The organism is Polynucleobacter sp. AP-Capit-er-40B-B4 (assembly GCF_018882245.1).
In the GTDB taxonomy this organism is placed as follows: domain Bacteria; phylum Pseudomonadota; class Gammaproteobacteria; order Burkholderiales; family Burkholderiaceae; genus Polynucleobacter.
Map to the genome: position 1 here is coordinate 253,607 of NZ_JACVOV010000001.1, position 25,124 is coordinate 278,730.

Annotated in this window: 23 protein-coding genes; 7 read left to right on the top strand and 16 right to left on the bottom strand. The window is 46.1% G+C overall.

Annotated elements, in window-relative coordinates; all coding sequences use genetic code 11:
* Positions 1-34 precede the first annotated feature (34 nt).
* Genes ICN19_RS10175 through ICN19_RS01155 form a run of 3 tightly spaced genes read right to left on the bottom strand, consistent with a single transcriptional unit; the run spans position 35 to position 6,702 of the window.
* Positions 35-160 (bottom strand): hypothetical protein, encoded by a 126-nt coding sequence (locus ICN19_RS10175; RefSeq protein WP_255536895.1) that lies wholly within the window; start codon positions 158-160, stop codon positions 35-37.
* 24 nt (positions 161-184) lie between these two features.
* Positions 185-3,700 carry a UvrD-helicase domain-containing protein gene (locus tag ICN19_RS01150; protein ID WP_370625102.1) on the bottom strand — a complete coding sequence of 1,172 codons (3,516 nt, stop codon included), beginning with the start codon at positions 3,698-3,700 and terminating at the stop codon, positions 185-187.
* Entirely contained in the window at positions 3,697-6,702 is a 3,006-nt protein-coding gene (locus ICN19_RS01155) for a PD-(D/E)XK nuclease family protein (RefSeq protein ID WP_216245054.1), read from the bottom strand. Before ICN19_RS01155 ends, ICN19_RS01150 begins: the two co-directional genes overlap by 4 nt.
* Positions 6,703-6,799: 97 nt before the next feature.
* Between ICN19_RS01155 and trxA the strand changes: the two genes are divergently transcribed.
* The 5 genes from trxA to ICN19_RS01180 all read left to right on the top strand — a co-directional run bounded on the left by trxA (position 6,800) and on the right by ICN19_RS01180 (position 12,380).
* Positions 6,800-7,126, top strand: coding sequence for a thioredoxin TrxA (gene trxA / locus ICN19_RS01160; protein WP_068321063.1), 327 nt, complete (start codon positions 6,800-6,802; stop codon positions 7,124-7,126).
* A gap of 284 nt (positions 7,127-7,410) precedes the next feature.
* On the top strand, positions 7,411-8,673 hold the full coding sequence (gene rho / locus ICN19_RS01165; RefSeq protein ID WP_011903147.1) for a transcription termination factor Rho: 1,263 nt from the start codon (positions 7,411-7,413) through the stop codon (positions 8,671-8,673).
* Positions 8,674-8,829: 156 nt separating this feature from the next.
* Positions 8,830-9,177, top strand: coding sequence for a type B 50S ribosomal protein L31 (locus ICN19_RS01170; RefSeq protein WP_068321059.1), 348 nt, complete (start codon positions 8,830-8,832; stop codon positions 9,175-9,177).
* Between the two features lie 89 nt (positions 9,178-9,266).
* A complete protein-coding gene (locus ICN19_RS01175) occupies positions 9,267-10,985 on the top strand; it encodes a glycosyltransferase family 39 protein (protein ID WP_216245056.1) in 1,719 nt (572 codons plus the stop codon).
* Positions 10,986-10,988: 3 nt separating this feature from the next.
* Positions 10,989-12,380, top strand: coding sequence for an MATE family efflux transporter (locus ICN19_RS01180; RefSeq protein ID WP_216245058.1), 1,392 nt, complete (start codon positions 10,989-10,991; stop codon positions 12,378-12,380).
* 34 nt (positions 12,381-12,414) lie between these two features.
* Here ICN19_RS01180 and ICN19_RS01185 read toward each other — a convergent pair whose 3' ends face one another.
* The 7 genes from ICN19_RS01185 to ICN19_RS10150 all read right to left on the bottom strand — a co-directional run bounded on the left by ICN19_RS01185 (position 12,415) and on the right by ICN19_RS10150 (position 18,209).
* Entirely contained in the window at positions 12,415-13,470 is a 1,056-nt protein-coding gene (locus ICN19_RS01185) for a hypothetical protein (RefSeq protein ID WP_216245060.1), read from the bottom strand.
* 28 nt (positions 13,471-13,498) lie between these two features.
* On the bottom strand, positions 13,499-14,089 hold the full coding sequence (gene lpoB, locus ICN19_RS01190; RefSeq protein WP_216245061.1) for a penicillin-binding protein activator LpoB: 591 nt from the start codon (positions 14,087-14,089) through the stop codon (positions 13,499-13,501).
* A 34-nt stretch (positions 14,090-14,123) separates the two neighbouring features.
* Positions 14,124-14,480: a YcfL family protein gene (locus ICN19_RS01195; RefSeq protein ID WP_216245064.1), complete on the bottom strand. Its 357-nt coding sequence runs from the start codon at positions 14,478-14,480 to the stop codon at positions 14,124-14,126.
* An 11-nt stretch (positions 14,481-14,491) separates the two neighbouring features.
* Complete coding sequence (locus ICN19_RS01200) at positions 14,492-16,342, bottom strand: COG3014 family protein (RefSeq protein WP_255536896.1); 1,851 nt, start codon at positions 16,340-16,342, stop codon at positions 14,492-14,494.
* A 103-nt stretch (positions 16,343-16,445) separates the two neighbouring features.
* The gene (locus tag ICN19_RS01205) at positions 16,446-17,444 is read right to left on the bottom strand and encodes a tripartite tricarboxylate transporter substrate binding protein (RefSeq protein ID WP_216245066.1); all 999 of its coding nucleotides are present in this window, start codon (positions 17,442-17,444) and stop codon (positions 16,446-16,448) included.
* Positions 17,445-17,480: 36 nt separating this feature from the next.
* Positions 17,481-18,044: a disulfide bond formation protein B gene (locus tag ICN19_RS01210; protein ID WP_216214395.1), complete on the bottom strand. Its 564-nt coding sequence runs from the start codon at positions 18,042-18,044 to the stop codon at positions 17,481-17,483.
* 6 nt (positions 18,045-18,050) lie between these two features.
* On the bottom strand, positions 18,051-18,209 hold the full coding sequence (locus tag ICN19_RS10150) for a DUF5993 family protein (RefSeq protein WP_216187565.1): 159 nt from the start codon (positions 18,207-18,209) through the stop codon (positions 18,051-18,053).
* A 110-nt stretch (positions 18,210-18,319) separates the two neighbouring features.
* On the opposite strand from ICN19_RS10150, the gene ICN19_RS01215 reads away from it, so the two are divergent.
* The gene (locus ICN19_RS01215; RefSeq protein ID WP_216245068.1) at positions 18,320-19,099 is read left to right on the top strand and encodes an enoyl-CoA hydratase/isomerase family protein; all 780 of its coding nucleotides are present in this window, start codon (positions 18,320-18,322) and stop codon (positions 19,097-19,099) included.
* Between the two features lie 16 nt (positions 19,100-19,115).
* Here ICN19_RS01215 and ICN19_RS01220 read toward each other — a convergent pair whose 3' ends face one another.
* From ICN19_RS01220 to ICN19_RS01230, 3 genes are read right to left on the bottom strand one after another with little or no spacing between them, the layout of a single operon-like run.
* Entirely contained in the window at positions 19,116-20,168 is a 1,053-nt protein-coding gene (locus tag ICN19_RS01220) for an alpha/beta fold hydrolase (protein WP_216245070.1), read from the bottom strand.
* 20 nt (positions 20,169-20,188) lie between these two features.
* On the bottom strand, positions 20,189-20,881 hold the full coding sequence (locus ICN19_RS01225; RefSeq protein WP_216245072.1) for a fumarylacetoacetate hydrolase family protein: 693 nt from the start codon (positions 20,879-20,881) through the stop codon (positions 20,189-20,191).
* A gap of 34 nt (positions 20,882-20,915) precedes the next feature.
* A complete protein-coding gene (locus ICN19_RS01230; protein ID WP_216245079.1) occupies positions 20,916-21,197 on the bottom strand; it encodes a SemiSWEET transporter in 282 nt (93 codons plus the stop codon).
* 106 nt (positions 21,198-21,303) lie between these two features.
* On the opposite strand from ICN19_RS01230, the gene ICN19_RS01235 reads away from it, so the two are divergent.
* Complete coding sequence (locus ICN19_RS01235; RefSeq protein ID WP_216245080.1) at positions 21,304-22,305, top strand: tripartite tricarboxylate transporter substrate binding protein; 1,002 nt, start codon at positions 21,304-21,306, stop codon at positions 22,303-22,305.
* 46 nt (positions 22,306-22,351) lie between these two features.
* Here ICN19_RS01235 and ICN19_RS01240 read toward each other — a convergent pair whose 3' ends face one another.
* The 3 genes from ICN19_RS01240 to ICN19_RS01250 form a co-directional block, all read right to left on the bottom strand.
* Complete coding sequence (locus tag ICN19_RS01240) at positions 22,352-22,747, bottom strand: cytochrome c5 family protein (protein ID WP_216245081.1); 396 nt, start codon at positions 22,745-22,747, stop codon at positions 22,352-22,354.
* A 77-nt stretch (positions 22,748-22,824) separates the two neighbouring features.
* The gene (locus ICN19_RS01245; RefSeq protein WP_216245082.1) at positions 22,825-24,738 is read right to left on the bottom strand and encodes a ferrous iron transporter B; all 1,914 of its coding nucleotides are present in this window, start codon (positions 24,736-24,738) and stop codon (positions 22,825-22,827) included.
* Complete coding sequence (locus ICN19_RS01250; protein WP_216245083.1) at positions 24,731-24,976, bottom strand: FeoA family protein; 246 nt, start codon at positions 24,974-24,976, stop codon at positions 24,731-24,733. The genes ICN19_RS01245 and ICN19_RS01250 overlap by 8 nt, the downstream gene beginning before the upstream one ends.
* Between the last annotated feature and the right edge of the window lie 148 nt (positions 24,977-25,124).

Here is a 25,124-nt window from a genome sequence, read left to right on the forward strand (position 1 = left end):
CACCCGTAGGTGGCCGTTCAAAGCTGTTTTGCTCTTAGCAAAAAGCAAAAGCCAATATCGCCGGGTCATCCACAAAGGCATTGGATAGATAAATACTGGCCCGATAAAACCAAGGCTGAGCAGTCTCTAAAAGTTCAATAATGATGGGGAAGCGTTCCATGCCCAAATGATAGTGCTTTATGACTTACTTCAACTCAACTATCTCGCCCTTGGATGAAATTAAGTAGGCCTTATTTGCCTTGTCTTTTCTAATTCTGGCTAGTTCAGCCTGATAGCCCTGCAACTGCTTGCGATACTTTTCATACTTCTCGCTACCCACATCTGGAATAGTGAGCTTGTAATCAATGATGGCTAAATGATCATCCAACTCCACCAGGCGATCCATGCGATAGCTCTTGCCGTCTTCGCCGGCAATATCTAGCTCGTTCCACGCTTGAACCCATTCACCCGATGTCAGATAGCGCTGGAGTTCTGGAGTGCCCAAGACTGTTTTGGTATGAGTCAGTAGTGTTTTTGCATGATCCTCATCCACACCCAGCCAATTCATCAACTCTTGCTCAGTCGGCATAGGTGGCTTTGTTTCATTACTAGAATCGGGTGTGAGGAACTCAAGCAACTTATGAAAGTTTGTACCCTCCTCTAGGATTTCTGGGTCAGGCTCTGCTTTTGCTTGGTCCAAGACTTTTTCTGCAAGCTCCTGCGCTCGAGCTCCACTCTCAATCTTTGCAATCGAGTCTTGATAATTGCTCTTAGCTTGATCCCATGCAATCTGAAAGTGATCAATCTTAAATGGAGCACTTCCAAGCTCTAACTGCATATCGCGCCGTTCCATAGGTATTTCTTTAAGGTCAGGAGCATTGATATCCAACAGAGGAACACCTGCAGTTAGAGCTCTACCGTACCAAGAGCGCTCATTCAGTCCGGTCTTACTACTGCTAGCTGCGCCGCTAAGCCATAAGCCCTGCTTAGCTCTAGTCATAGCAACATAGAGGAGATTCCAATTTTCATTCTGACTAACTTCATTCTCTTTTTTGAAGATGAGGCTACGCTCGCCGGTGAGCGTCTTGGAGGTATACAGAGAGAGATGTGTCGGACTCTTATGCTCTGGTGACCAATCCAGAAGAACGCCTCGATGCGGTGCACGCCACTCCGTATTATTTGCATCGAGCATGATGACAAAGGGGGACTCCAAGCCTTTAGATCCATGTATTGTCATTAAGCGTACGCGCTGATGACGATCCTCCTCCGACATCTCGCTTTGCTCATCCACTTCACCAATATCTTCATTTGCTTCAGCTTCAACATCGCCCTCATCTGGCGTTTCATCATCATCGCCACGACGCATTGCGTTCATCTCATCAATGAAGCGACTTAAGCTTGGATAGCGACCGCCATCCTGATTTAAGGCGAGCTCCAGAAAAGCATCTAAATTTGCCAAGACTTGCGCCCTCGCTAGATTTTGAGCGGCAACAGCATAATTCACTCGCAAATTACTCTCGTGATAAATCAAATCCAGCAAATCATGAACTGGTAACACCTCGCCTAGCCCACGCCAATGCTCCAAATACCGCGCCGCCTTCTGAGTTTGTGGATTTTGGCTAGCCTGCAAAGCATCCCACCAGGAGCGATAGCCTTGGCCATTACTGCTAATGCTCATACTGAGTTCTTGCATCTGCTTCTCGGTAAAGCCAAAGATTGGACTGCGCAGAACCTGAGCCAATGGCAAATCATGGCGAGGAGAAACCAACACTGTCAGCAATGCAATGAGGTCATCAATTTCTAATGTATTGAGAAGGCCACCTAGGCGAGTACTGTCATAAGCCAAACCCGCCTCACGAAGAGCTCTTTCAAACTGCGGCAAATATTTACGACGCTTCACCAGCAAGATAAAGTCACTTGCTCTTGCAGGGCGCCAATAATCTTTGCCGTCTTTTTTATCCATCACTTGGCGTGTTGCTATCACATGATGAATTAATCGACTAACTTGCCTACCCTCTTCATAACGCTGCTGCACATCACTGGTTTGACTAGAATCTCGAATCGCAACATCAAAAGCTGAGCCATATCGTTCTGGCTGCTCATTCTCCACTCGCTCAATGAGGGGTAATAATTTTGTCTCTCCATCTACCGCATAGACTTCTGCAGGCATGCCCTGCTGTAAAGGCTTCCAGGCTGTAGATTGTTTAGCATATTGATAACTCTCCGGCAAAGTACCCGCCAAGAACACCTGATTCACTGCATCATTAATAGCCGGAGCATTTCTGCGGGTGGTATTTTGCGATAAAGCGACTGCATTGAGTTTGCTCACTAGAAAATCTCTAGCGCTATCAAATAGTCTTGGATCAGCGCGACGGAAACGATAAATTGATTGCTTAGGATCGCCAACAATAAAGACACTTGGCATTGAACCATCGTCGCTATAACCATCTAACCATGAGCGCAAGATTTGCCACTGCAATGGATTGGTATCCTGAAACTCGTCGATCAGAATATGTTTGTACTTTGCATCCAAGCGAGCCTGCAGATAGGAAGCGTTGGCTGAGCTAGCCATTAATTGGCTCACACCAATCTCCAAATCATCGAAGTCACGGACGCGCATAGCCTCTTTGGATTTTTCCATATGGGCAAGCATCGCCGCACTCATGGCAAACCATGCGACATTAAGATCATGAATCAGATGCTCACTTTGCCAGGCAAATAAAGCCTCATAAGCCTCTACCCAGCTATTGCGAATCTTCGTAATCTCTCTAGGATCACCACCCATTTTTTCCAAATACTTAAGCATAGGAGCTGAAGTTTTTGCAATATCCGCTAAGGGAGTGCGAGCCTGAGTCAGAAAGTAAGCTTGAAACTCGTTGGCAATATCCATTACTGAGCCATTGGCATCATGATGCTCAATGACTTTTTTTAGATACTCTGCTTTACCAATCTGTGTTGGCGTTCCATTACTGAAGCACTTGTAGAGCACTTCTAGATCACTCTTGGTACCAGGGCGCTGCCAAAATGCTTCAAGCGGATTTTTCTTGGCAAGGTAGGGCAAGATCTTTTCCAAACAATCTGCTGGCTGAATATTTTGAGCAATACAAGCATCTTGAAAGAATGTCCAAGCACCTCTTTGTTTAAAGAGGCTGTAATTTCCCATTAGGAACTTTTGAGTTTCACTCGCACCAAACTCTGCCAGCAATACGTCATAGTGTTTTTTTAAATCCTCTGGCAGATTGCCCCACCAATCACCCATGCACTCTTCTTGTAGGCGCTTAGCATCTTCTCGCAGATTAAAACCAGGCTGCACCTCTGCAGATATGGGGGCTGCGCCAAGCAGACGCCCAAACCAGCCATGAAAGGTGTCAATCACAATAGCCTGCGGACTAGACAGCACCTTGATATATAGAGTTCTAGCCTGAGGCAACAGTTGAATAGCCTCTTCTTTAGTTAGCCCTCTCATTTGCAATTCATGTGCAAGCGTTACGTCATCCGCAGTGGAAAACTCTTCCAATAAACCATAGAGGCGATCACGCATTTCTTGTGCGGCTTTACGCGTAAAGGTCAACGCCAAGATCTCTTGCGGCTTTGCACCTGCCAACAACAACCTGATCATACGAGCTACCAATAACCAAGTCTTACCACTTCCAGCACAAGCTGAAACGATTACAGATCTTTCTGGATTGCAGGCTAGGGAATAATTAAACTCTTCGCTCACCACATCCCCTTCCTGCAAATACCCCTAGCTTCACAGTATTGACATACGCTATCTGGTGCAAATGCGTGCATAGGCTTACGTGCCCACAAGGTATTTAAATCATGAGTGATCTGCTCAGAAAACTGAGTCATTAGTTCAGGCATATTTTCTACTGTATGGGTCCGGACGTTTTTATCATCGCCTTTATCCAGATCCGCCTTGAGACTTACCCACTCCGCTTGCCCTACGATTCGCCCCGGAATATGGGCTGCAACGGCGTTTTCACTGGCGGCTCGAGCATAAATTAAGAGCTGCGGATCATCCAAGAGATTGTCGGCACGATCCACAATCTTTTTCATCTTTTGATTTTTATAGTCAATAACGGCTGCTACAGCGCTATCGGATTGATGAATATCAAATCGATCAGCGCGTCCTGCAATACGAATATCTCTTTGTACGCCATCTGGATCAGTCAAACTCAATGTAAAGCCAACCGTCAGCTCAGCATCGTGATAACGCCAGCCCTCGCCCTCTCTCTGAATTTGCCAATCCACAAAACTTGGGATTTGCTTTTGCCAATCTCTTAGCGTACCCAACACTCTTGCATCGCCAGCAATCAGACGTTCAAATTCTTTCTCCGAGCATTTCATTAAACGCTCGATCATCCACTGACGGCGCCCATCTGGACCATCATGAATGGATGAGTGAGATTTTTCATCCTCAGTTTTCAGCGCTTGAAAAAAGGTTTTGAGCAAAGCATGCAAAGTTTGGCCAGCAAGAGAGGCATCAAAGCCTTCTTCGAATTCTTTTGCCTTACGTAATCCCAATAAGCTGCTAACGTAATAGCGATAAGGACAATCCCGCAAAGCCTTATAGGCACTTGGCGAAACTGTTACCGGGATCGCTAAATCTCTATCAGGCACGCTCACCGACATTTGCAGTGGTTGAGATTTGCCTTCATACGTCTCTGGCTTTACCTCTATCGCTTTCCAGTCTTTTAATTGGGCCTGTAAACGCTGAATCCATGCCGATGGACGTAGCGGTTCACCACTTTTACTTTTACTTTGCCATAGAAGGTCTACTTGCTTACAAGAGACTAGCAACTGAGAGAGATCTCTAGCCTGCTGTACGTACTGAGCAGCAACCGTAGAAGACTTGAGATAGCGATTAAGCGTGTCTGAGAAAAATAATGGGGGCTCAGAAAATGCTGGTAGCTGCCGCTCATCGCACCCGACCAACACTACCGCATCAAATTGACGTAAGCGTGTTGAACTCAGAGGCAAGATACTCAGAGTTGCTTGCGCCTCTTTACCAGTTTCCTCATAAGTTGCTTCTTCTATAACAGTTTTTAGCAAGCTTAGCCATTCCGGTAGACGCATCTTCAGATTGCTATAGACACCACTGCTAAGATTAAAACTATCAAGAACTTCTAACAGTTGCTTGCCGGCAGCATCACTCTCTAGGCGCCCTGCCATCCCTGTCTCGATAAGGTTTTTCTGCATCAGCTCGTATGCGCTAGAACAATCCACAGATAAGTACTGCCAAGCGACATGAAGGCGCCTTACAAACTTGATGAGGTCGATTAAATGCTCGTTGGGTGAGCCACCATGAGATGCCGCATGGTTATTGGCTCGCTCAATCGACATAAGAAAAGTTTCCCACCCAGACTTAGCCTGACTCGCAATCAAAATTTCTTCAAGTTGAGCAAGCAGCCCAATGCATACCTCGGGAGATTTATTGAGGCTATGCGCCAGATCAAAATAGGGGTTTTGCAAAAACTCTAACAATGCGCTTGCACTAGGCCCTTCTTTGGGAGCGCGCACTACTTCAAGCCAACTATCAAATGCAGCTGCAGCTCTGGTGGTTGATAACTTCCAACCAGTTTCATCTCGAATACGTAAAGCATCGCCCAAGCGACTTAACAGCGCTCGTGCTCTTCGAGCTGCTAAACGATCTTGTGCAACCAGAGCAATATTTTTCTTGCCGGCAATCAGATGAGACTCAATCGATTTCGTTGCAGCCCATGCCAACTCCTCAAAGCGTCTTGCTGCCAGTAAGCGCCAAGCATCATTTCTATTGGCTTGAATATTGCCACTCACTTGAGAATCTTCTACAAGGGTTGCAGGTGCAATATGACCCTCCGCATCAAGCCCACAAAGCGCTTCAGACCATAGCGCTACTGAGCTCCACTCCAAATCTACCCGCACTACTGGTGCGAAGTGGGCGTAATCTTTTAAGTAGGCATCGATTAATTCTTGATCTACCGGCTTTGGATCTGCGGTCTGGACCCAGATAAATGGGCGCACTGAGTCACACTTATTTTCTGCATTGGTCTTTGCCAACTGCAAATGTGCAGACATTGCTAAATGTTTGCGTATGACTGGATCACCAATGCTGGTTAGATAACGCCAGAAAGTGAGTAGTACTGCAGACTCTTCATCTACAACATTCCGCGAGAGCCCCACATAAGCCTTGGCAATCGCCTGATCCAAAATAAGCTCTACTTTTTTAAGCCAAGCTTCGGTATCTAAGGCGCGTGTTTGTAGCAAGTTATTTAACTCACCCTGCAATTGCGGCACAACGACTTCGGACAATGAATCACATGCGTCAATCACTGCTTGCGCCAATCCCCATGCACCAGCTTCGCTTTCTGCCTTAAACCATGCTTGCAATGTTTTGTGTTTGCGCAAATTAACAAAGACCGATAACCATCTCTCAAGATCGCTTTGCTTCTTTGGGAACTTCCATGCGCCTGGTGCTGCTTCTAGCCAATCCGTAAAACTGATGACTTGCGGTAAGAAAGCAATGCTGCTTGGCAAGTCTTTAGGTCGGTTTTGCTCCAATGCCGCCCTGACCCCAACCAGAGGTCCAGCGGTACTAAGCACCACCAAGGGGCGCTGATTCGTTTGCACTGCACAATCCCAAATACCTTTAGCCAATTGGGCAAGCGCTTGGCTATTAGGCGTGATTGCCCAAGCATGTGGCTGCTTTTGGTCTGAAATGGTTGGGAAAGACTGAGGCATTAAGTGTGTATTTATCTATTTTGAGCAGAATGTTTCGCTTATTGCTAATATAAGCGTTGTAACGCAATAACTAAATAAGCCTAAATAAGGAATTTTCATGAGTGCCGGCATTAAATATGTAACTGACGCCTCTTTCGAACAAGACGTCCTCAAGTCCGATAAACCTGTTCTGCTCGACTTCTGGGCTGAGTGGTGTGGTCCTTGCAAAATGATTGGTCCGATCCTGGAAGAGCTCGCTGGTGAATACGGCGACAAGCTACAGATCGCAAAAATGAACGTTGATGAGAACCAAGGCGTACCTGCCCAATTCAATATTCGCGGCATTCCTACCCTGATCCTCTTCAAAAATGGCACCGTGGCTGCTCAAAAAGTAGGCGCCTTGGCCAAATCTCAGTTGACTGCATTTATTGATAGTCATCTGTAAATAGTCTCAGACCACAGGTTCACCCGCTGAGCCTGTGGTTTTTACCGATTTACCGTACTTGTCAGGCTCGTTTTTTAGTGTAGTATTGCATTTAACAGTAGTTCAGCGCTCCTAGGACTTCATCAAAGACAGCGCCAATTCCCAGCAATTTACCTCCCCCTTCTTTTAGCAAATATCCAAAAATTCTGTTTTTCCACATCTGCGTGATCTTGATCAGCGCAGCGATACCTCAAAACAAATTCATCCCATTCTGATTTCCCCTTTTATTTACACCCGAGAACCACATGCAATTAACTGAACTCAAAGTCCTCCACGTATCCGCTCTGCTCGAAATGGCAGCTAGCTTGGAGATTGAAAACACACAACGGATGCGCAAACAAGAATTGATGTTTGCCATTCTGAAAAAGCGTGCGAAGGCTGGTGAAACAGTATTCGGCGACGGCACTTTGGAAGTATTGCCTGATGGCTTTGGTTTCTTGCGCTCACCTGAAGCCTCTTACATGGCTTCTCCAGATGACATCTACATTTCTCCCGCGCAGATCCGCCGCTTTAACTTGCACACCGGTGACAGCGTTGAAGGTGAAGTGCGTACGCCTAAAGATGGTGAGCGTTACTTTGCATTGGTAAAGGTTGACAAGATCAATGGTTTGGCTCCAGAAGCCCTCAAGAACCGCATCATGTTCGAGAACTTAACGCCTTTGCACCCAAATCGCGTGATCAGCCTAGAGCGTGATATCAAGGCAGAAGAGAATCTGACTGGCCGCATTATCGACATGATCTCCCCTATTGGTTACGGCCAACGTGGCTTGATCGTAGCGTCACCGAAATCCGGTAAGACCGTGATGATGCAGCACATTGCACATGCAATTGCAGCCAACAATCCTGAAGCGATTTTGATCGTATTGCTCGTTGATGAGCGCCCTGAAGAAGTTACTGAAATGCAACGTTCCGTTCGCGGTGAAGTCGTTGCCTCTACTTTTGATGAGCCAGCCGTGCGTCACGTTCAAGTTGCCGAGATGGTGATTGAAAAAGCAAAACGTTTAGTGGAAATGGGCAAAGATGTAATCATCTTGCTTGACTCGATTACTCGTCTCGCTCGCGCATACAACACGGTTGTTCCTTCATCAGGCAAAGTACTTTCTGGTGGTGTGGACGCAAATGCATTGCAACGCCCTAAGCGTTTCTTCGGTGCCGCACGTAATATTGAAGAAGGTGGTTCATTGACCATCATCGCTACCGCTCTGATTGAAACTGGTAGCCGCATGGATGACCTCATCTATGAAGAGTTCAAAGGTACCGGCAATATGGAAGTTCACCTTGAGCGTCGCTTGGCTGAGCGTCGCGTTTACCCATCTATTAACCTCAATAAGTCTGGCACCCGCCGTGAAGAGTTGCTGGTTAAAGCTGAAAACCTCCAGAAGATCTGGGTATTGCGTAAATTGCTGGCTGATATGGACGATATTGAGGCGATGAACTTCATCGTAGATAAGCTCAAATCCACCAAAAATAATGGCGAATTCTTCGACCTAATGCGTCGCGGAGGCTAATTTAGAGGTCCAGGGGGCTGTTTCAGCCCTTTTTGGACCCCAAAAGCGCGCTTTGTTGTTGATTTCATGGCATAATTTCGCCTTTACTGCTTTTAAAACCTGGGAAAGTATTTAAGTCAATTTGGCTCAAACGGCTACCCGCTCATAGGACTCATAATGAAACCTGGCATTCACCCCGAATATCGTGAAATCGTCTTTGTAGACGTTTCCAACAACTTCAGCTTCAAGACTCGCTCCACAATGGCTACTAAAGAAACCATTAAGTGGGAAGATGGCAATGAATATCCATTAGCCAAGATCGAGACTTCGTCTGAATCACACCCTTTCTACACTGGTACCCAGAAAATTATGGATACCGCTGGTCGTGTTGAGAAATTCCGTCAGAAATTCGGTACCAAGGCTGTTGCTAAGGCCTCCGGTGATGGCGCTGCTAAAACAGCTGAGAAAAAAGCTGCTGCTGCAGAAGCTAAAGCTGCTGAAAAGCCAGCCAAGAAGAAGGCTTAATACACTTCTATTCGCAGGGTATGTGAAATACCTGCTCTGCGAGATAATCAAGGCAGCGTTTGCTGCCTTTTTTATTTTGAACTGCACACATGGTCAAACTTACCGCCGCTGCTACTAAATCGATTCCGCGCATTATTATTTTTGCGCTGACTTTGGTTTATGGTTTTGCTGGCCTCTTCTTTCGGGATCCCTGGAAAAACGAAGATGCCATTGGCTTTGGTGGCATGTGGACGCTCTTTCGCGGCGACTCTATCGATTGGATTGTTCCGCATCTAGCTGGTCGCGATATCTCCCTTGGTACACCGCTACCCTATTGGATTGGCGCTACTCTCATTAAATGGTTTGGTCCGCTCATTGGCGCTGCTAATGCCGCTCGTTTGTATTCGGCAATTTGCTTCTTTGCTGCCGCACTGGCCATTTGGTATGCAACCTATTTATTAGGTCGTCGTCGTGAAGTGCAGCCAATGGCGCTGGCCGTTGGCGGTCAACCGGATTTGAAGAGTTACGGCATGACCTTGGCCGATGGCGCTTTACTCATCTTCTTGGCTTGCGTTGGTCTTGCTCAACGCGCTCATGAAACTACGCCAATGATGGCGCAACTGATGGGCATCAGTATTGTGCTTTACGGAACTGTGCGTGGTTTGGATAAGCCATGGCAAGGTGGCTTATGGACTGGTCTTGGTATTGCCATCGTCGCACTATCAAGCAACCTCACCCTCAGCTTAATTGTTGTCACCTCAACTATTATTGCGGTGATTGCCAGCAATGCAAAACTGCGCTTTCGTTGGACGCTCACTAGCACCGTCTTGGGATTAATTGGCTTTGCGATTTGGCCTTTAATTTGGTATTTAACTGATCTTTCTCCAGGTTGGCGTCACATTGCCGAAGAGGGATGGCGCAATATGCCAGAAATGAGTGCCACACCATCAATTGAGTCACTGGGATTCCTGAGTGTGAACTTTTGGGCTTACGCGTGGCCAGTTTGGCCCTTGGCGATTGTTTCACTCGCCCATTGGGGCCGCATTAAAGAAGCGGGCTCATGGCGCGCACCACATCTTTGTATACCGCTAAGCTTATTTATTGGCAGCTTAATTTACGTCTTGTTCCGCCTTGAGGCGAATGAACACGATTTAATGATTTTGATTCCCAGTCTTTGTATCATTGCAGCGTTTAGCCTACCCGTCCTTAAGCGCAGCGTGATTAGCTTTATTGATTGGTTTGCGATGTTTAGCTTTACTCTCATCGCTCTAGCCATTTGGATTATTTGGTTAGCAAAAGTCACCGGTTATCCAGAAACTACGGCAGCCAATATTGCACGCCTGCTACCTGGCTTTGAGAGTCAGTTCAATGTACTGGCATTTGTTGTGGCACTAGCGATTACTGGCGTATGGCTAGCTGTAGTTCGCTGGAGAACTTCACGCGCCCCTAAAGAAATTTGGCGTTGCCTCATCATCTCGGCCTCAGGTACAACACTCATGTGGGTCCTGTTAATGACCCTTTGGTTACCCACGATTAACTATGCCAAGACCTATCGCCATGTTTCTGCGCGCTTAGTTCAAGTAATACCCACAGGTGGTGGCTGCATCAATACAAGCAATCTAGGCTTTGCACAGCTCGCCTCTTTTGAATACTTCACTAAACTCAATTTTAGGGATGATCACAATTGTCCTTGGATGCTGACTCACAGCCAATCTGAAGCAAAAGCATACGCCAAGCTCAATAACAAAAAACTTCACCTGCTGTGGGAGGATCGTCGCGCAGCTGACCGTGACGAACGCCTGCGTCTTTACGAAGTCATCCCAGAATAAATCGTGCTGCACTTTAAGTTATCGCGCCTGCGCGAGGATATCCCCTCCTTACTAAAACTGGCCGGACCGTTGCTCATTGGGCAACTAGCCGTTATTGCATTTGGCGTTCTAGACACGGCAATGACGGCACGTTACTCCGCTGACGACTTAGCAGCACTCGCTATGGCTTCAGCCATCTTTATTAGTATTTACGTCGGTTTAACCGGGGTTATTTCCGCCCTTGCACCAATTGCTGGTCAACTATTTGGAGCGAAACGCTTTTCAGAAATTGGCGAGGAAGTTCGGCAAGCAACATGGCTCGCTTTAGGACTGAGTGTTTTAGGTTGCTTTATTTTGCTCAACGCAGATCATTTGCTTGCCATCTCGCAAATGAATGCTGCGATTGAAGGCAAGGCAAAGCTATATCTCAATATCCTGGCAATCGGCTTGCCTGCCAGTATGGGTATGCGCGTCCTCATGGCGCTTCACAATGCAGTGTCGCGCCCCACCGTAATTACAGTAGTTCAAATCATTGGTCTAGCTCTGAAATTACCCCTTAATCTACTCTTTATATATGGCGGCTTAGGTATTGAGGGTATGGGTGGACCGGGTTGCGCAGTTGCCACAGTAATTATTAATTGGTCATGGCTCTTAATGACTTTAGGGTTTGTCTTGTTTGATCGCTTTTATAAACCCTTTAAGATTTTTGTGCGCTTTAGCATGCCTAACTGGCACCGCATTTGGACCCTACTTAAACTCGGCGCGCCCATTGGCTTTAGCTACTTAATTGAAGTGACGTCATTCACCTTTATGTCTCTATTTATCGCCCGCCTTGGAACCACGGCATTAGCAGGCCATCAAATTGTGGCGAATATGGGGACCGTTATTTATATGGTGCCACTCTCCCTCTCAATTGCGACGATGACGCTAGTATCCCAATCGATTGGCGCTAATAAACCTGAGCGCGCTGAAGAGATTGGTTGGTCTTCGGTCTTTTTCACAACCGCACTATGCATCAGCATTGGCATTACTGTTTGGATCTTGAGGGTTCAACTACTTGATTTATATGATCCCCCAGCGGAAGTGAAAGCATTCTCCATCCCCCTCTTTTTGTTTATAGCGTTTTATCAAGTGTTTGATGCGCTACAAATTACTGCGGCATTTATTTTGCGAGCCTACCGAATTGCTTTTTGGCCTATGGTTATCTACGCTGGTTCGCTTTGGGGTGTTGGCCTTGGCGGAGGCTATCTCATGGGTTTTAATGTCTTAGGCAATACGCCTGAGTTCTTACAGGGGGCCAATGGGTTCTGGGCCGGAAATAGCCTAAGCTTAGCTTTGGCTGCATGCTTTTTACTCTACCTGTTTAGAAGAACGGCGGAGCGCTATGAAAAAACGCATCCGCCGGTTGAGCTTTAATAAAGGGCTTTACGCCTTTTACGTTTCTGCTCTGTTACTTATAAACCTTCAAAGTAGAAGCATCATCATCTAAACGCCTCTTCAGATTGCGCTGCTGCCCTGCAGATCCAGGGTTATTGGTAATAAAGTTTTGATCAGCCAAATGCTTGCGGACATCCTCTGCCAAATCTAAAGAAGCCAATTTCATTAACTTTGCGTTACTTGGTTTGTAGCCGGTATCTCTTCCATCGATTTGAACATCCTTACCCTCTCCCGAAGCTACAAATGAGGCAACGATTTGAGATGTTTTGCTATCAACGATATTAAAGTCCACCGTCACTTCCAGTGTTACCTGTTGCGAAGTAGATTTTGTACCTGGGATATCTGCCACATTATCTGTGCTTGATACTTCAGCCAAAACACCATACAGCACATAATCAGCATCACCAAAATCACCTGCTTTGATACGTTTGACGATGTCAAAGAACTCATCGCCTTGGTTAGGCGCAGCTACCGCAGCCTTAGCTTGCACTACTTTATAGCCAGACTTGATTAAGAGACCGCGAATAGGGTTGGCCAAGTAACGCAATTCGCCATATTCACTATTGCTTTGATAACCAGACTTCTTCATGCTTTGGGTGTTTGCACTCGATGAGCTTGAGCTTGGTGTCGCAGCATCAACCACTGGGGCTGGAGGCACACCTGCGCCAGGGCTCGTTGCCTTTGGATCAGACAAGTCTGTGAATTTCACTGGGAACGCAGATGAATTTGCGCCGCCGGTAATAGCAGAAGCATTTGCTTTATCAGCATCCACCTCAATCGTCTTAGGAGTAATAGTTGAGGAGATGGTATTGCCTGTAGTTACCCTGGTCTCTTCGATAAAGGTTAGGTTCTTACCCTCTTTTTTGAAGTAGATATCAGTCACAGCAATAGACTTGGATGCAGCCTTGAGAGACTCGGCATTAATGACTGGGTTCTTAGATGGATCAGCCGGTACTTGACCAACAATCGCCGATCCTGCATTTGGAGCAGGCGGTTTAGTGACGCAGCCAGCCAAAAAGGCTATGCCCACACCCGCACAAGCTAATAAAGTTTTTTTACTTAATTGCATTCAATCCTCTACTGAAGTGTTTGGCGTATTAGCGCGTTGCAGTCTTACGAATCTCTTTTTCATCAGCCCACTCAAGCAGACCAGATTCGTTATTAATAAGATTTAAGTTAAAGACGTAATAAACATCTTTTACATCCTTCGTGTTCTTCACAATAGAAGCAATCGATCCTTCAATGCGATATTGAGCGCCTTGCATATTGCCAGTCTTGGCGATTGTGCTGTTCTTATAGAGACCTGACTGATTTTGGCGCTTTAGCTCATCTGTTTGATTTTGCATCTCAGAAACGCTAACGGCAAAACGCACTTGACCACTCTTCATCAATTGTGTGCGGATCTTATCGGTAATCACTCGTGTATCAATGTATTCAGAAGTCTTATTCTTCACATCTGCCAAGGTCACGATTGGAGCATCCTTGCTTCCGGAGATCGCCTTAGATTGCAATAAAGATCTAGTCATTGCCTCGGCAATCATCTGTAGATCAGTAGAACCATAATTCGCATTGACCGTCTCAACAGCCTTCGCATCGCCGTAACGTACTTGCGGTCCTGAGCAAGCAGCTAGAGCTGCTACAGATAAAACAATGGCGGATAAATGGATAGTTTTGGTATTCATAGTCATTTTTAATCAGTCCTAATATCTTCAATAAGTTGTTTTATTTGTATTGGTTTAACTCAAAACGAAAGTCTGTAGCATCTGGGGTTGGTGCTATACCCATAATAACGGTCGTCTGACCTTTGCCAACGGTCACAGGCTTCCATGCCTCTTCGTCTGTCACTGCCATACCGTTTTTACCAATCCATTTGAAGCGATAAGAAACGAGATTGGATTTACTCTCATTCAGAATAGTCACTTGTGCAGTTAATACGCCATTGCGCACCAAACTTCGCATATCAGTAATTTGAATGCTATCCGTATCCCCCATGCGTATTGTCATGTCCTTCATCGACGGAGTTGAGCTACACGCTGCTAGTGCAAGTGCGGTCAGAAGAATGGCAAGGTACTTATTCATCGAGGTCTTTCCTAATTAAAAAGCTGCTGAAAGCTGTTTAGCAGATTGGGTGGCTCATACGGCTTTACCCCTTCAATATTAACGCTTGCGGGGGCATCAGAAGAAGCGGGAGCGGAGATGGTATTGGGGTTTGATGCTGGGGCTGGAGTGGGCGTCGACGGCTGAGCTACAGCAGGCGTAGAAACAGCTGTCTTAGTTGCGGTAGGCGCTGGCAACTCTGGTGCTGACTCCTCAGGCTTTGAATCCTGAAAACTTCCCCATAGCTTCTTGAGGCCATCCATAGCACTCCCTGATGGCTGAGCTGGCTGCGCAATAGATGAAGATGCGGCTGTAGAGACCTCAACTGGAGCCGCAGTTGGACTGCCAGCAATTGGTGTAGGCGTAACTACTTTAGGCGGAAGAGCTGCAGGATCATTTGAGGCGAGTATGGTCGCCCTACTTCTAAACATCCGAATGTAGACTACGTTATACCCACCCACCAAATTCACTGTTTGTGAAGCTGTTACCCCAGATGGCAAAGTGTATTTAAGAACCGTGGGGCCAATTGGTAATCCCATTCTGGCCATATACGTTTGTGCCGGCAATGTTGACCAATGGCGCACATCGGTCACATTGATGGCCTGGAGACTATATCCCGTGATCATTCCAGCAATAGCACCAATGAGGGCGGCAGTACCATTGTTTTGATTATTCTGATTCCGCTGATTGGCAGCTTGCTGGGCTGCGCGATCAGCCGCAAATTGAGCAGCGAGAGAGACGAGCGCCCTTGAAGAGGCCCTTAAGACATAAGCCGGCATGTCATCACGCAAATTCTTGCGAGCCATTGCATCAATATTTGCAACCAATTCAGGATTGGCCACCCTATCACCCAGTTGAATCAATGAAGGCCTAAAACGCTCAGTAGATTTTTCAATCACAGGAAAAGTTAAGGTGATGAGTTTTGAATTGCCACCGATATTAAATGTTTGGCTAATTTGATAAGGAATAATTTTGGGCATATACCCTGTATCAATCACGATCAAGGTATCGGCAAAAGATTTTTTACTGCGATTAGCAATATTGGAATCTAGCTTCGCAATACTGGTTTTAAAGAAATTAACTTGTGGGCGCAACTCGATTGCAAGCCGATATCCTGGTGCAGCCAAACTAGCCTCACCCTGTGACTCATGAACAAAGCCCGATAAGTAATACGCTGCTGGATTTTGATAAGAGTTCTTGAGGCTACGTGTTTCTTCATCATCCAATAAATTGATTGGGTAACCGCTGATATTTTCAATGCGGCTGGTAGCGGCCTGGGTATTTGGGTTCGCCTGCTGCTCGCGCTCCACTTTAGATACCGCGGCAACTTTACTTTGAATCAGCTCCTCAATCACCTTCTCGCGCTGTGCCATCTTTTTCGCCTCCACCATGGCGTCATCCCATCTGCCTTGCGAGAGATGATTTAAAGCTAAGGTCTGGCTTAACAAAGTCACCTCATAGGGCTTGGGGTCGTACTCACTACTAAAACCCTCAGACAAAACGTAGGAGCTAGCCCCCGAAAAAGAGCGTCTCAATTTGTCGCTAGTCGTTAATTCCCAGCGACTGACTAACTGGTCAGCGGCCAATAGGTTTTGCGTGCTATTAGGAATCTGGGAGGGGCCTTGCAAACGCTGCACCTCGCCTATCTCCATGTAGTAAAGGGTATTTTTATCTTTGAATGCACTTTGAATCACGGCTACAGTGTTCTGCAAGTCCCCGTTCTTGAACGGCTCCTTGGATTCATTCATCCTCAATTGCTGAGTCTGTGTTGCGCAGCCCGCCAAGAATGTGACTGCCAGCACGATACCGAATTTAGAAAAGTCTAATGCTGAAAATTTAAGCAAATTAATGGGTTGGTGAATAGAATAGAAGAACAATCATAGCTTTCTTGAGCTGTCGTCTCTTTAACGCTTATAAACAGCCTAAGGCTGACACAAAAAGAGCTTATTACTCTAATTTTGCGCCAGATTGCTGCACTACCCTGCCCCATTTAGCTGCCTCGGAAGCAATAAGCTTAGAAAGGTCTTTGGGACTCCCAGGGGCTGGATCTAGACCACCAGCCAAAAGACGGGATTTAACCTCAGGACTACTCAAGGTTTGGCGCACCATTTGATTGAGCTGCCTTTGAATTTGCGGAGATAAATTAGCTGGCGCCATCAAAGAAAACCAGGAAACTGCTTCAAACCCAGTCAAGCCCTGCTCAGCCAGAGTCGGAATTTCTGGGGCTGCATGAGAACGCTTGAGTGTGGTTACTCCTAGAGCCTGGACCTCTCCAGCCTTAATCAAAGCCAATGAAGATGACAAGTTGTCAAATAGCATGGAGATCCGGCCACTCAATAAATCTGGCAATGATTGGGCGCGCCCCTTATAGGGAATGTGACGTATTTGGACGCCAGCCATTTCTTTAAATAACTCACCAGACATATGTAACGAAGTACCTACTCCTGATGAGCCAAAAGTTAATTGATCTCGCTTTGCTTTTGCCAACTCAATTAACTCATGAAGATTATTGACACCTAATTTTTTATTCACAATCAGTACATTGGGCGTACTAGCCAAAAAACTAATGGGCGTGAAATCTTTTACGGGATCGTAAGAAAGTTTTTCATAAAGGGCACCATTAATCGCATGAATACCCACGGTGCCGATAAGCAAGGTATAACCATCGGGCTCACTCTTCGCAACCAGGTCAGCGCCAATATTGCCACCATAACCTGGCTTATTCTCTACTACTACTGGAACCCCTAAATTTTGCTGCCAATTTTCAGCTAGCACGCGGGCCAAGATATCGGGGGCACCGCCTGGAGTAAAGGTGACAATAATCCGAATTGGCTGCTTGGGCCAGGTGGGCTTAACCGCTGATTTGGTTTGACCATAAGCACTGAAGGTCACTAGTGATACCAAACAGACAAGCAGAAGACGCCTAACAGTCTTGGGGGATTGCATATTTGATGAACCCAGAACTAGACCGAGGGGTCTAAGTTAAAAACCAAAGCGAGAGCGCAGCCACAGCCAGCCCTCGTATTTCACGGGGTCATCAGCGCAAGGACCAATACCGCATTCCAGCAAAGTGGAAACAAGATTTCCGAATACCAACAGAATAAAAAGAATGACTAAAGTATTGGCGAACCAGGAGCGGGAGCGCACATCACGATTAGGCAACATTAACAACACCGCTAAACCCAACAACAAACCGGTATAGCCAACATAAGCCCAAGTATAAAAATGCAATTCCAAAAAGGTTTTACCAAAACCTTTATCGCCCGGCAAAATATGTAAGAACACCTGACGCAATGAAACCATCATGCCTACTAGGCCGCCAATGATGCCCCAACCATAATGAGAAGAGTGTGCACCACAACGAATATTTAAAACCAATGCAAAACCAATAATTACAAATCCAATACGTTGCATTAGGCACAAAGGGCAAGGCAACTCACCAAAATAGATTTGATCTACAAATGCATAGGCCAGCATACCAACAACTGCTAGCAGCGCAAGCTGATTGCCTAATGCCGCTAATGAAGGAAATGAATGTCTGCTCATAATGGGTTACAGACTAATGTTGAGATGGCTATTTGCATGAAAACGGAACCAAACCAACAGGATTCCAATGGTAATTGCCAAAAGTATTAAGCCTGCAAGGCGTTTCTCAAACCAGACCAATACAAGTCCGATAAAAGCTGTCAGAAAAGGCAGAAACATATACATAGAGGAATTCTAGCGCAGGAGAGTCTGCGTATGGATAAAAACTCTATTACAGGGCTTGAGAAATGGTCTTTTATCAATTTAAGGCATAAGCCTTTGTTTAGAATAAGAGCATGACTGTCAACTCCTCCCCACCCTGCTTGGATTTACAAATCGACGGAAAAATTGCGCGAGTTATCTTTAATAATCCTGCGGCCCGCAATGCCTTAACTTGGCCAATGTATGAAGAGCTAAAACAGATTTGCGACTCACTAGCAAAAAACGCCGATATTCGAGTAGTTATTTTTCGGGGAGCGGGAGACAAAGCATTTGTATCGGGAAGCGATATTCAACAGTTTGTTGATCTCAAAGAAAATGAGGCTTATGAAGTGGCTGTTGATCACATCTTTGCCTCCTTGCAACAACTACCTATGCCAACGATTGCTATGATTGAAGGCTTGGCAGTGGGTAGCGGACTATTAATGGCAACCGCTTGTGACTTTCGAATCTCTACACCCGAAGCGCGTTTTGGCATACCAGTAGCCAAGACTCTAGGGAACTGCTTATCGCCAAGCAATCTATCCTGGCTTGCGACTCACCTTGGAGTGCCTACCGTGAAGAAAATGTTACTCACTGCAGAACTTATCAAAGCACCGGAATTATTGGAGTCAGGATTTCTGTATCAAACAATAGATGCATCAGAAATAGATATGGCAACGAATGTGCTGGCACAAAAACTATCTTCACTAGCACCAGTCACGCAAAAGGCAAGCAAACTGGCATTGGCGCGCCTACTGCAGAGCAATCTGCCTGATTGCACAGACCTCATGCGTGAAACCTATAACAGTAAAGACTTCAGAGAGGGAGTGAACGCCTTCTTAGATGGCCGTCCACCCCAGTGGATTGGTAAATAAGGTACTGGGCTATGTCCTAGCTTTTGGAGTTTAAAAACTCCACCACGATTTTTACAAATTGATCCGGCACCTCAACATGAGGTACGTGACCGACATTTTCGATTGGCACTAGTTTTGCATTTGGAATAGCTGCCTGCGCTTTTTTTCCTAACTCTGGAAAGTTACCTAAAGACTTAACAGCCTCCGGTGGCGCAAAGCGACGCCCAAATACAGTACGATCCTTTTGACCAATAACTAATAACACTGGCATCTTCAATTGTGGCAAGTCATTCACTACCGGCTTTTCAGCAATCATTTGATAGGTCAGCACAGAAGTCTTTGCATAAGCTGGATAGTCTGGGCCTTTTTGTACTCGTACATAGACCTCTACAAATTTTTCATAGCTAGGCTGCCAACTTGGAAAATAGGTTTGCAGAAAACGACGGTAGCTGGTTTCTGTTTGTGCCATTTCTAACTTAAGAAGATCTTCATTCTTCTGCGGGGGAATATCTTTGCTGTAATCCTCAAGACCCAGCGGATTCTCTAGGACCAGCTTTTGTACTGTTTGAGGATATAGGCGTGCAAAACGAACGCCAACCATTCCACCCATTGAGTTAGCGATGACTGAAACTCGTTGGATATTGAGAGACTTTAATAAAGCCTGAGTATTGGCAGCTAAATCATCAAAGTGGTAGGCCACATCCGGCTTAGAGGACTTGCCAAAGCCAACCTGATCTGGCGCAATGACCCGGTAACCTGCTTTAGATAGACCTGCAATCGTTGGCGCCCAATAGTCGCTAGAAAAGTTCTTGCCATGAAATAAAACCACCACACCCTTTTGCTTGCCTAAACCAGCAACATCCATATACATCATGCTAGCTGGCTGTCCTTGTAAGGAGGTCTTAAATTCTTTTAAGGGGTAGGGATATGGCCACTTACTTAAGCGCAAATCTAATGGGGCTGCATCTGCATAGAGACTGGCTGGAGGGGTGGGCTTGCTAGCTTGCTCATGATGAGCGCAGGAGATAACGAGTAAGGGCAGCACCCCTGCCGACAATATGAAACCTACCCTCTTGAGCAAACTAATCATCAAGAAAACCTCTTCTGCATTTAGATAATTTTTGTCTTTAAATTAGGTAAGCCTGCAACGCTACCTTCTAGTACATCGCCTTTTTTCACAGGCCCAACACCCGCTGGAGTGCCCGAGAAAATGAGGTCTCCTGGCTCTAATGTAAACAGGGTGGAAAGATAAGCAATCGTATCGGGTACGTTCCAAATCAATTGATTGAGATCGCCCTCTTGACGAACTTCACCATTCACCAACAGCTTCACTGAGCCCTTGGATGGATGGCCGCACTGACTAGCCGGAGTAATTTCTCCACATGGCGCAGATTGATCGAATGCTTTACCGGTATCCCATGGGCGACCCATCTTCTTTGCCTCACCTTGCAGATCGCGTCTGGTCATATCCAAACCCACTCCATAACCATAGACATGCTCAAGCGCTTTATCTGCAGCAATATTTGCACCACCCTTGCCAATCGCTACGACCATTTCGATTTCGTGATGTACATCATTAGAGAGCTTGGGATAAGCCATATCTTTACCATCAGTCACAATCGAATTGGCGGGCTTCATAAAAAAGAAAGGTGGCTCACGATCTGGATCATGCCCCATTTCACGTGCGTGATCAGCATAGTTACGGCCAACGCAATAAATGCGATTGACTGCAAAACGACGGGTATCTCCCGTTACCGGCAACGAAACTACTGCTGGGGGATCAATCACAAATGCTGAGCACATAAAAACCTTTCCATGAATTTGCTAAATGAGTGTTTTATTTCTGATGCATAGAAGTATGGCGCAATTTCAATAACAAGATACTGAGAGCCAGAGCAAAGGTCAATGCATTTGCCATGATCAGGGGCCACTTCTCAATAATGAGGCCATAGATAAGCCACAAGCCCACGCCAGCGGTAAACAAGGAATACATCCCTAGTGAAATACCCGATAGATCCTTGGTACGCCAAGATCGAATCGCCTGAGGCAGAAAGGCAATTGTGGTTAAGAATGCGGCGCAATAACCAATAATCTCAATTTGATGGGGCTCTAGGGTCATTTAGCCATTGTAATTAGGGAAATTTTCAAATCATTGACGCAGCGCATGAATTTGATTTGTGTTCATAATAGAAAATCGTAACTCAACCCAACATTAAAAATACAAAATGAGACAACAAATTATTAAGGGCCTAGGCCTACTCCTGTGCAGTAGCCTCATCAGCAGCCCACTCCTTGCTCAAAGCAATAGTACGGCAATCAAAAACTATCCTGAAAAGCCTATTAAGTTGGTGATCCCCTATCCACCAGGCGGGGCAACTGACGTCATTGGTCGCATCATGGCGCAAGAATTGTCCAAGTCACTTAACCAGCAAGTGATTCCAGATAATCGCGCGGGCGATAGCGGCAATATTGGAGCCGACATGGTTGCCAAGTCACCGGCGGATGGCTACACCCTGCTGATGGGCGCCCTCACATCGCACTCCATTAATGCCAATTTGGATAAAGACAAAATCAAATACAACCTAGAAAAGGATTTCACACCAGTGGATGTGGTGGGTGTGGTGCCTCTCGTATTTGTAGTAAACCCTTCCCTACCAGTAAAGAATATGAAAGAGTTCATTGCCTACGCAAAAGCGAATCCAGGCAAACTCACCTTCGCTTCATCTGGTGCTGGCGCCCCACAACGCCTTGCAATGGAAATGTTTCGCAATCAGCTTGGTTTAGATTTATTGCATGTACCTTACAAGGGTAGCGGCCCTGCGATGACCGACCTAGTTGGCGGACAAGTGCTGACAATGTCTGAGACCGTACCGGCAGCCTTGCAATTTATTCAGTCCGGCCAACTAAGAGCCTTAGCGGTAACAACCTCTAAAAGAATTAGCCAACTTCCAGATGTACCAACGATCACTGAAGCTACCGGCTTACCCAACTTCGATGTAGTCAGTATGTTTGGAATTTTGGCGCCAGCAGGAACTCCTAAACCGATTATTGATAAGCTTAGTGAAGATGTTAAGGTAATCCTGCAACGACCTGAGGTTCAGGAGCGCATGTTGGCGGCAGGTGTGTATGTGAACTACTTATCACCCGCCGACTCTGCGAAACGTATTCACAGAGAATTAGCAATGTGGGCAAAAGTAGTAAAGGATGCCAATATTAAAGCGGACTAATACCGTTCGAATCTACCAACACTCTGCATAGAGTGTTGGTGATTAATTAATGCTTTTTTGTACCTGCTTTACGCGCTTCAACTTCTTTATTGATAGCGGCGACTGTTTTAGCATCGGGTGATTTCCAATTACCACCTGAGTTATTCACCATATAGACCAAAGCATCCGCAAACCCTTGAATGCTGAGATTGGGATTGCCACCTTTTGGGGGCATGGATCGAACACCATAGTAGGCATGCGCAGTGAGCTCTACTTGCCCCTCGGCAATTAAAGGCGCCCACTTAGCCTTATCGCCAAACTTAGGTGCATTCAAAACACCCGTACCATGACAATTAGCGCAGACTTGTTTATAAGTACTCTCGCCGGATTGCGCGTTAGCAATTTGTGAAAACGTAGCGCCGAATAAACAAGGCAAGATATAGAAATAGGATTTTAAGCGCATCGGGGCACCCTCTTAGTAAATGGATGACTAAGAATGTATCTCAAATTGCAGAGATCTGCCTGCACCCAATAAAACAATCAGGCTAAGCCGAGGGCGCTAGCAATCTGATAGGTGATAAATGCAGCAATATAGGCTAATCCAAAAAGATAGCTCAGCATAATGACGGGGATCTTCCAGCCCCCAGTCTCCCGCTTAACTGCTGCAATGGTAGAAAGGCACTGAGGGGCAAATACAAACCAAGCCAATAAAGAAAGTGCAGTCGCTAGAGACCAGCCGCTAGAAATCAAAGGAATCAATGCGTCTGCTGCATCCGCACTTGAGCTGGACAATGCATATACCGTTGCCAAGGAGCTCACTACAACCTCACGCGCTGCCATGCCAGGAACGAGAGCAATACTGATTTGCCAATTAAACCCAATGGGCGAGAATACATAAGCCAAGGCTTGGCCCAACATCCCAGCAAAGCTATATTGAATAGGCGACCCTGTTGCACCCTCCGGAGGCAATGGGAAACTAGACAACACCCATAAGCCAATTGTCATTACCAAAATAATGCCACCCACGCGACGCAAGAATATTTCTGCACGTTGCCATAAGCTGATCGCCAAATTACTTAAGCGTGGCATGTGATAGCTAGGCAACTCCATCATTAGCGCATTCATCTTAAATTGCTCACTCGTAAAGCGTTTCAGAATCCAAGCAACCGCCATCGCACCTAAGATTCCAGCAAGGTAGAGCAAGAACAATACCAAGCCCTGGAGATCAATCCCAGCCCAGAGCTTTTGCTCAGGAATAAACGCTGAGATGAGTAAGGCATAAACCGGTAAGCGCGCAGAACACGTCATCATCGGCGCAATCAGAATGGTCACCATACGATCACGCGAATTCGAGATACTTCTGGTGGCCATGATTCCGGGGATTGCACAAGCAAAGCTAGAGAGCAGCGGAATAAAAGATCTACCGGAAAGACCAACCGACCCCATCACCCTATCTAAGAGATACGCGGCTCTTGGAAGATAGCCAGACTCTTCAAGCAACAGGATGAAGAAGAACAAAATCAGAATCTGCGGCAAGAAGATCACCACGCCACCTAAGCCAGCCAAAATTCCGTTGATCAATAAACTACGCAACCAACCATTGGGAAGTAATTCAGCAATATGACCGCCAAGATATTCGACTGCATCCTTAATAAGATCCATTGGCACGGTCGCCCAACTAAAAACCGCCTGAAAAATACAAAAGAGTAAGACCACCAAAATAATGGGGCCAAGAACTGGATGAAGCAATACCGCATCCAAGCGATCACTTAACTGATCGGGAATGATGCGATCTAACTTCAGGTTTTGCAGAATTTTTTGCACTTGAACATTGTCTGATTCAGTATGCGCAATATGAGAAGCAACATTCTCCAGGGTGGCATCACTTGTTCCAGTGCGAAGACTATTTAAGTTTCGCCAATCTAGATTGGACAGAAACTGTTTAATCTCATCAGCACCATTGGATTGAATACCAATACTGGTGAGTACCGGCAAACCCAATTCATTTGAAAGCGCAGCAGTGTCTATTTGCAAGCCTTGACGCTTGGCGATATCGAGCATATTGAGGACCACGACACATGGCAAGCCAAGGCGTTTGGCGGCCAATACCAAGCGTAAGTTACGACGTAAATTAATTGCGCTTAATACGCAGATCACTAAATCAGGGCGCTTCTCACCTTCCGCTCTACCAAGCAATACATTACAAGTTACCCGCTCATCAAGTGATCTTGGGTACAAGCTATATGCACCGGGCAAATCGAGAACACGAATATTCTTTTCTGAGTCTAGCGTCAGACGCCCTTCTTTACGCTCAACAGTGACGCCAGAATAATTAGCCACCTTTTGGCGACTACCAGTCAATAAATTAAATAATGCTGTTTTGCCGCAATTGGGATTACCCAAAAGCGCTACGAGTGGCTCACTAGGAAAAAAGTGGACTTTGGATTCAGACATGCCGCAAAGATTCAACCAAAATCATGCGCGCCTCCGATTGCCTCAAAGCAAAAGTTGAGGCACCTACGCGAACCATATATGGACCCTTACCAAGCAAACCTTTACGCAATACCGTGACTTGCTCGCCAGGTAAAAAGCCAATATCTTCTAATTGCCCTTTAATTTGGGGCGCACCTTTGGGCACGTCCACCTCGGTAACGCGATAAAGACTGCCTAAGTCGACTTGGTCTAAATTCATTAAATATGCTTTTTAGCTTGTTTAAGGCCCATTATAGCGACAAATGAGAATGAATATCATTCGTTTAACGGGCTGACTATCTGGCAATAATGCCCGTTTCGAGGGATCTAAGGCTTGATCCAGAACAAATTGTGGGGGATTAATGCGC

Coding starts and splice junctions, on each gene's coding strand:
- ICN19_RS01205 (WP_216245066.1), bottom strand. CDS start 17,444: ATGCAATCCCCCAAGACTGTTAGGCGTCTTCTGCTTGTCTGTTTGGTA.
- lpoB (WP_216245061.1), bottom strand. CDS start 14,089: ATGACTATGAATACCAAAACTATCCATTTATCCGCCATTGTTTTATCT.
- ICN19_RS01195 (WP_216245064.1), bottom strand. CDS start 14,480: ATGAATAAGTACCTTGCCATTCTTCTGACCGCACTTGCACTAGCAGCG.
- ICN19_RS01250 (WP_216245083.1), bottom strand. CDS start 24,976: ATGAATTTAGACCAAGTCGACTTAGGCAGTCTTTATCGCGTTACCGAG.
- ICN19_RS01220 (WP_216245070.1), bottom strand. CDS start 20,168: ATGATTAGTTTGCTCAAGAGGGTAGGTTTCATATTGTCGGCAGGGGTG.
- ICN19_RS01175 (WP_216245056.1), top strand. CDS start 9,267: ATGGTCAAACTTACCGCCGCTGCTACTAAATCGATTCCGCGCATTATT.
- ICN19_RS10150 (WP_216187565.1), bottom strand. CDS start 18,209: ATGTATATGTTTCTGCCTTTTCTGACAGCTTTTATCGGACTTGTATTG.
- ICN19_RS10175 (WP_255536895.1), bottom strand. CDS start 160: ATGGAACGCTTCCCCATCATTATTGAACTTTTAGAGACTGCTCAGCCT.
- ICN19_RS01230 (WP_216245079.1), bottom strand. CDS start 21,197: ATGACCCTAGAGCCCCATCAAATTGAGATTATTGGTTATTGCGCCGCA.
- trxA (WP_068321063.1), top strand. CDS start 6,800: ATGAGTGCCGGCATTAAATATGTAACTGACGCCTCTTTCGAACAAGAC.
- ICN19_RS01170 (WP_068321059.1), top strand. CDS start 8,830: ATGAAACCTGGCATTCACCCCGAATATCGTGAAATCGTCTTTGTAGAC.
- ICN19_RS01235 (WP_216245080.1), top strand. CDS start 21,304: ATGAGACAACAAATTATTAAGGGCCTAGGCCTACTCCTGTGCAGTAGC.
- ICN19_RS01225 (WP_216245072.1), bottom strand. CDS start 20,881: ATGTGCTCAGCATTTGTGATTGATCCCCCAGCAGTAGTTTCGTTGCCG.
- ICN19_RS01215 (WP_216245068.1), top strand. CDS start 18,320: ATGACTGTCAACTCCTCCCCACCCTGCTTGGATTTACAAATCGACGGA.
- ICN19_RS01185 (WP_216245060.1), bottom strand. CDS start 13,470: ATGCAATTAAGTAAAAAAACTTTATTAGCTTGTGCGGGTGTGGGCATA.
- ICN19_RS01245 (WP_216245082.1), bottom strand. CDS start 24,738: ATGTCTGAATCCAAAGTCCACTTTTTTCCTAGTGAGCCACTCGTAGCG.
- ICN19_RS01240 (WP_216245081.1), bottom strand. CDS start 22,747: ATGCGCTTAAAATCCTATTTCTATATCTTGCCTTGTTTATTCGGCGCT.
- ICN19_RS01155 (WP_216245054.1), bottom strand. CDS start 6,702: ATGCCTCAGTCTTTCCCAACCATTTCAGACCAAAAGCAGCCACATGCT.
- rho (WP_011903147.1), top strand. CDS start 7,411: ATGCAATTAACTGAACTCAAAGTCCTCCACGTATCCGCTCTGCTCGAA.
- ICN19_RS01210 (WP_216214395.1), bottom strand. CDS start 18,044: ATGAGCAGACATTCATTTCCTTCATTAGCGGCATTAGGCAATCAGCTT.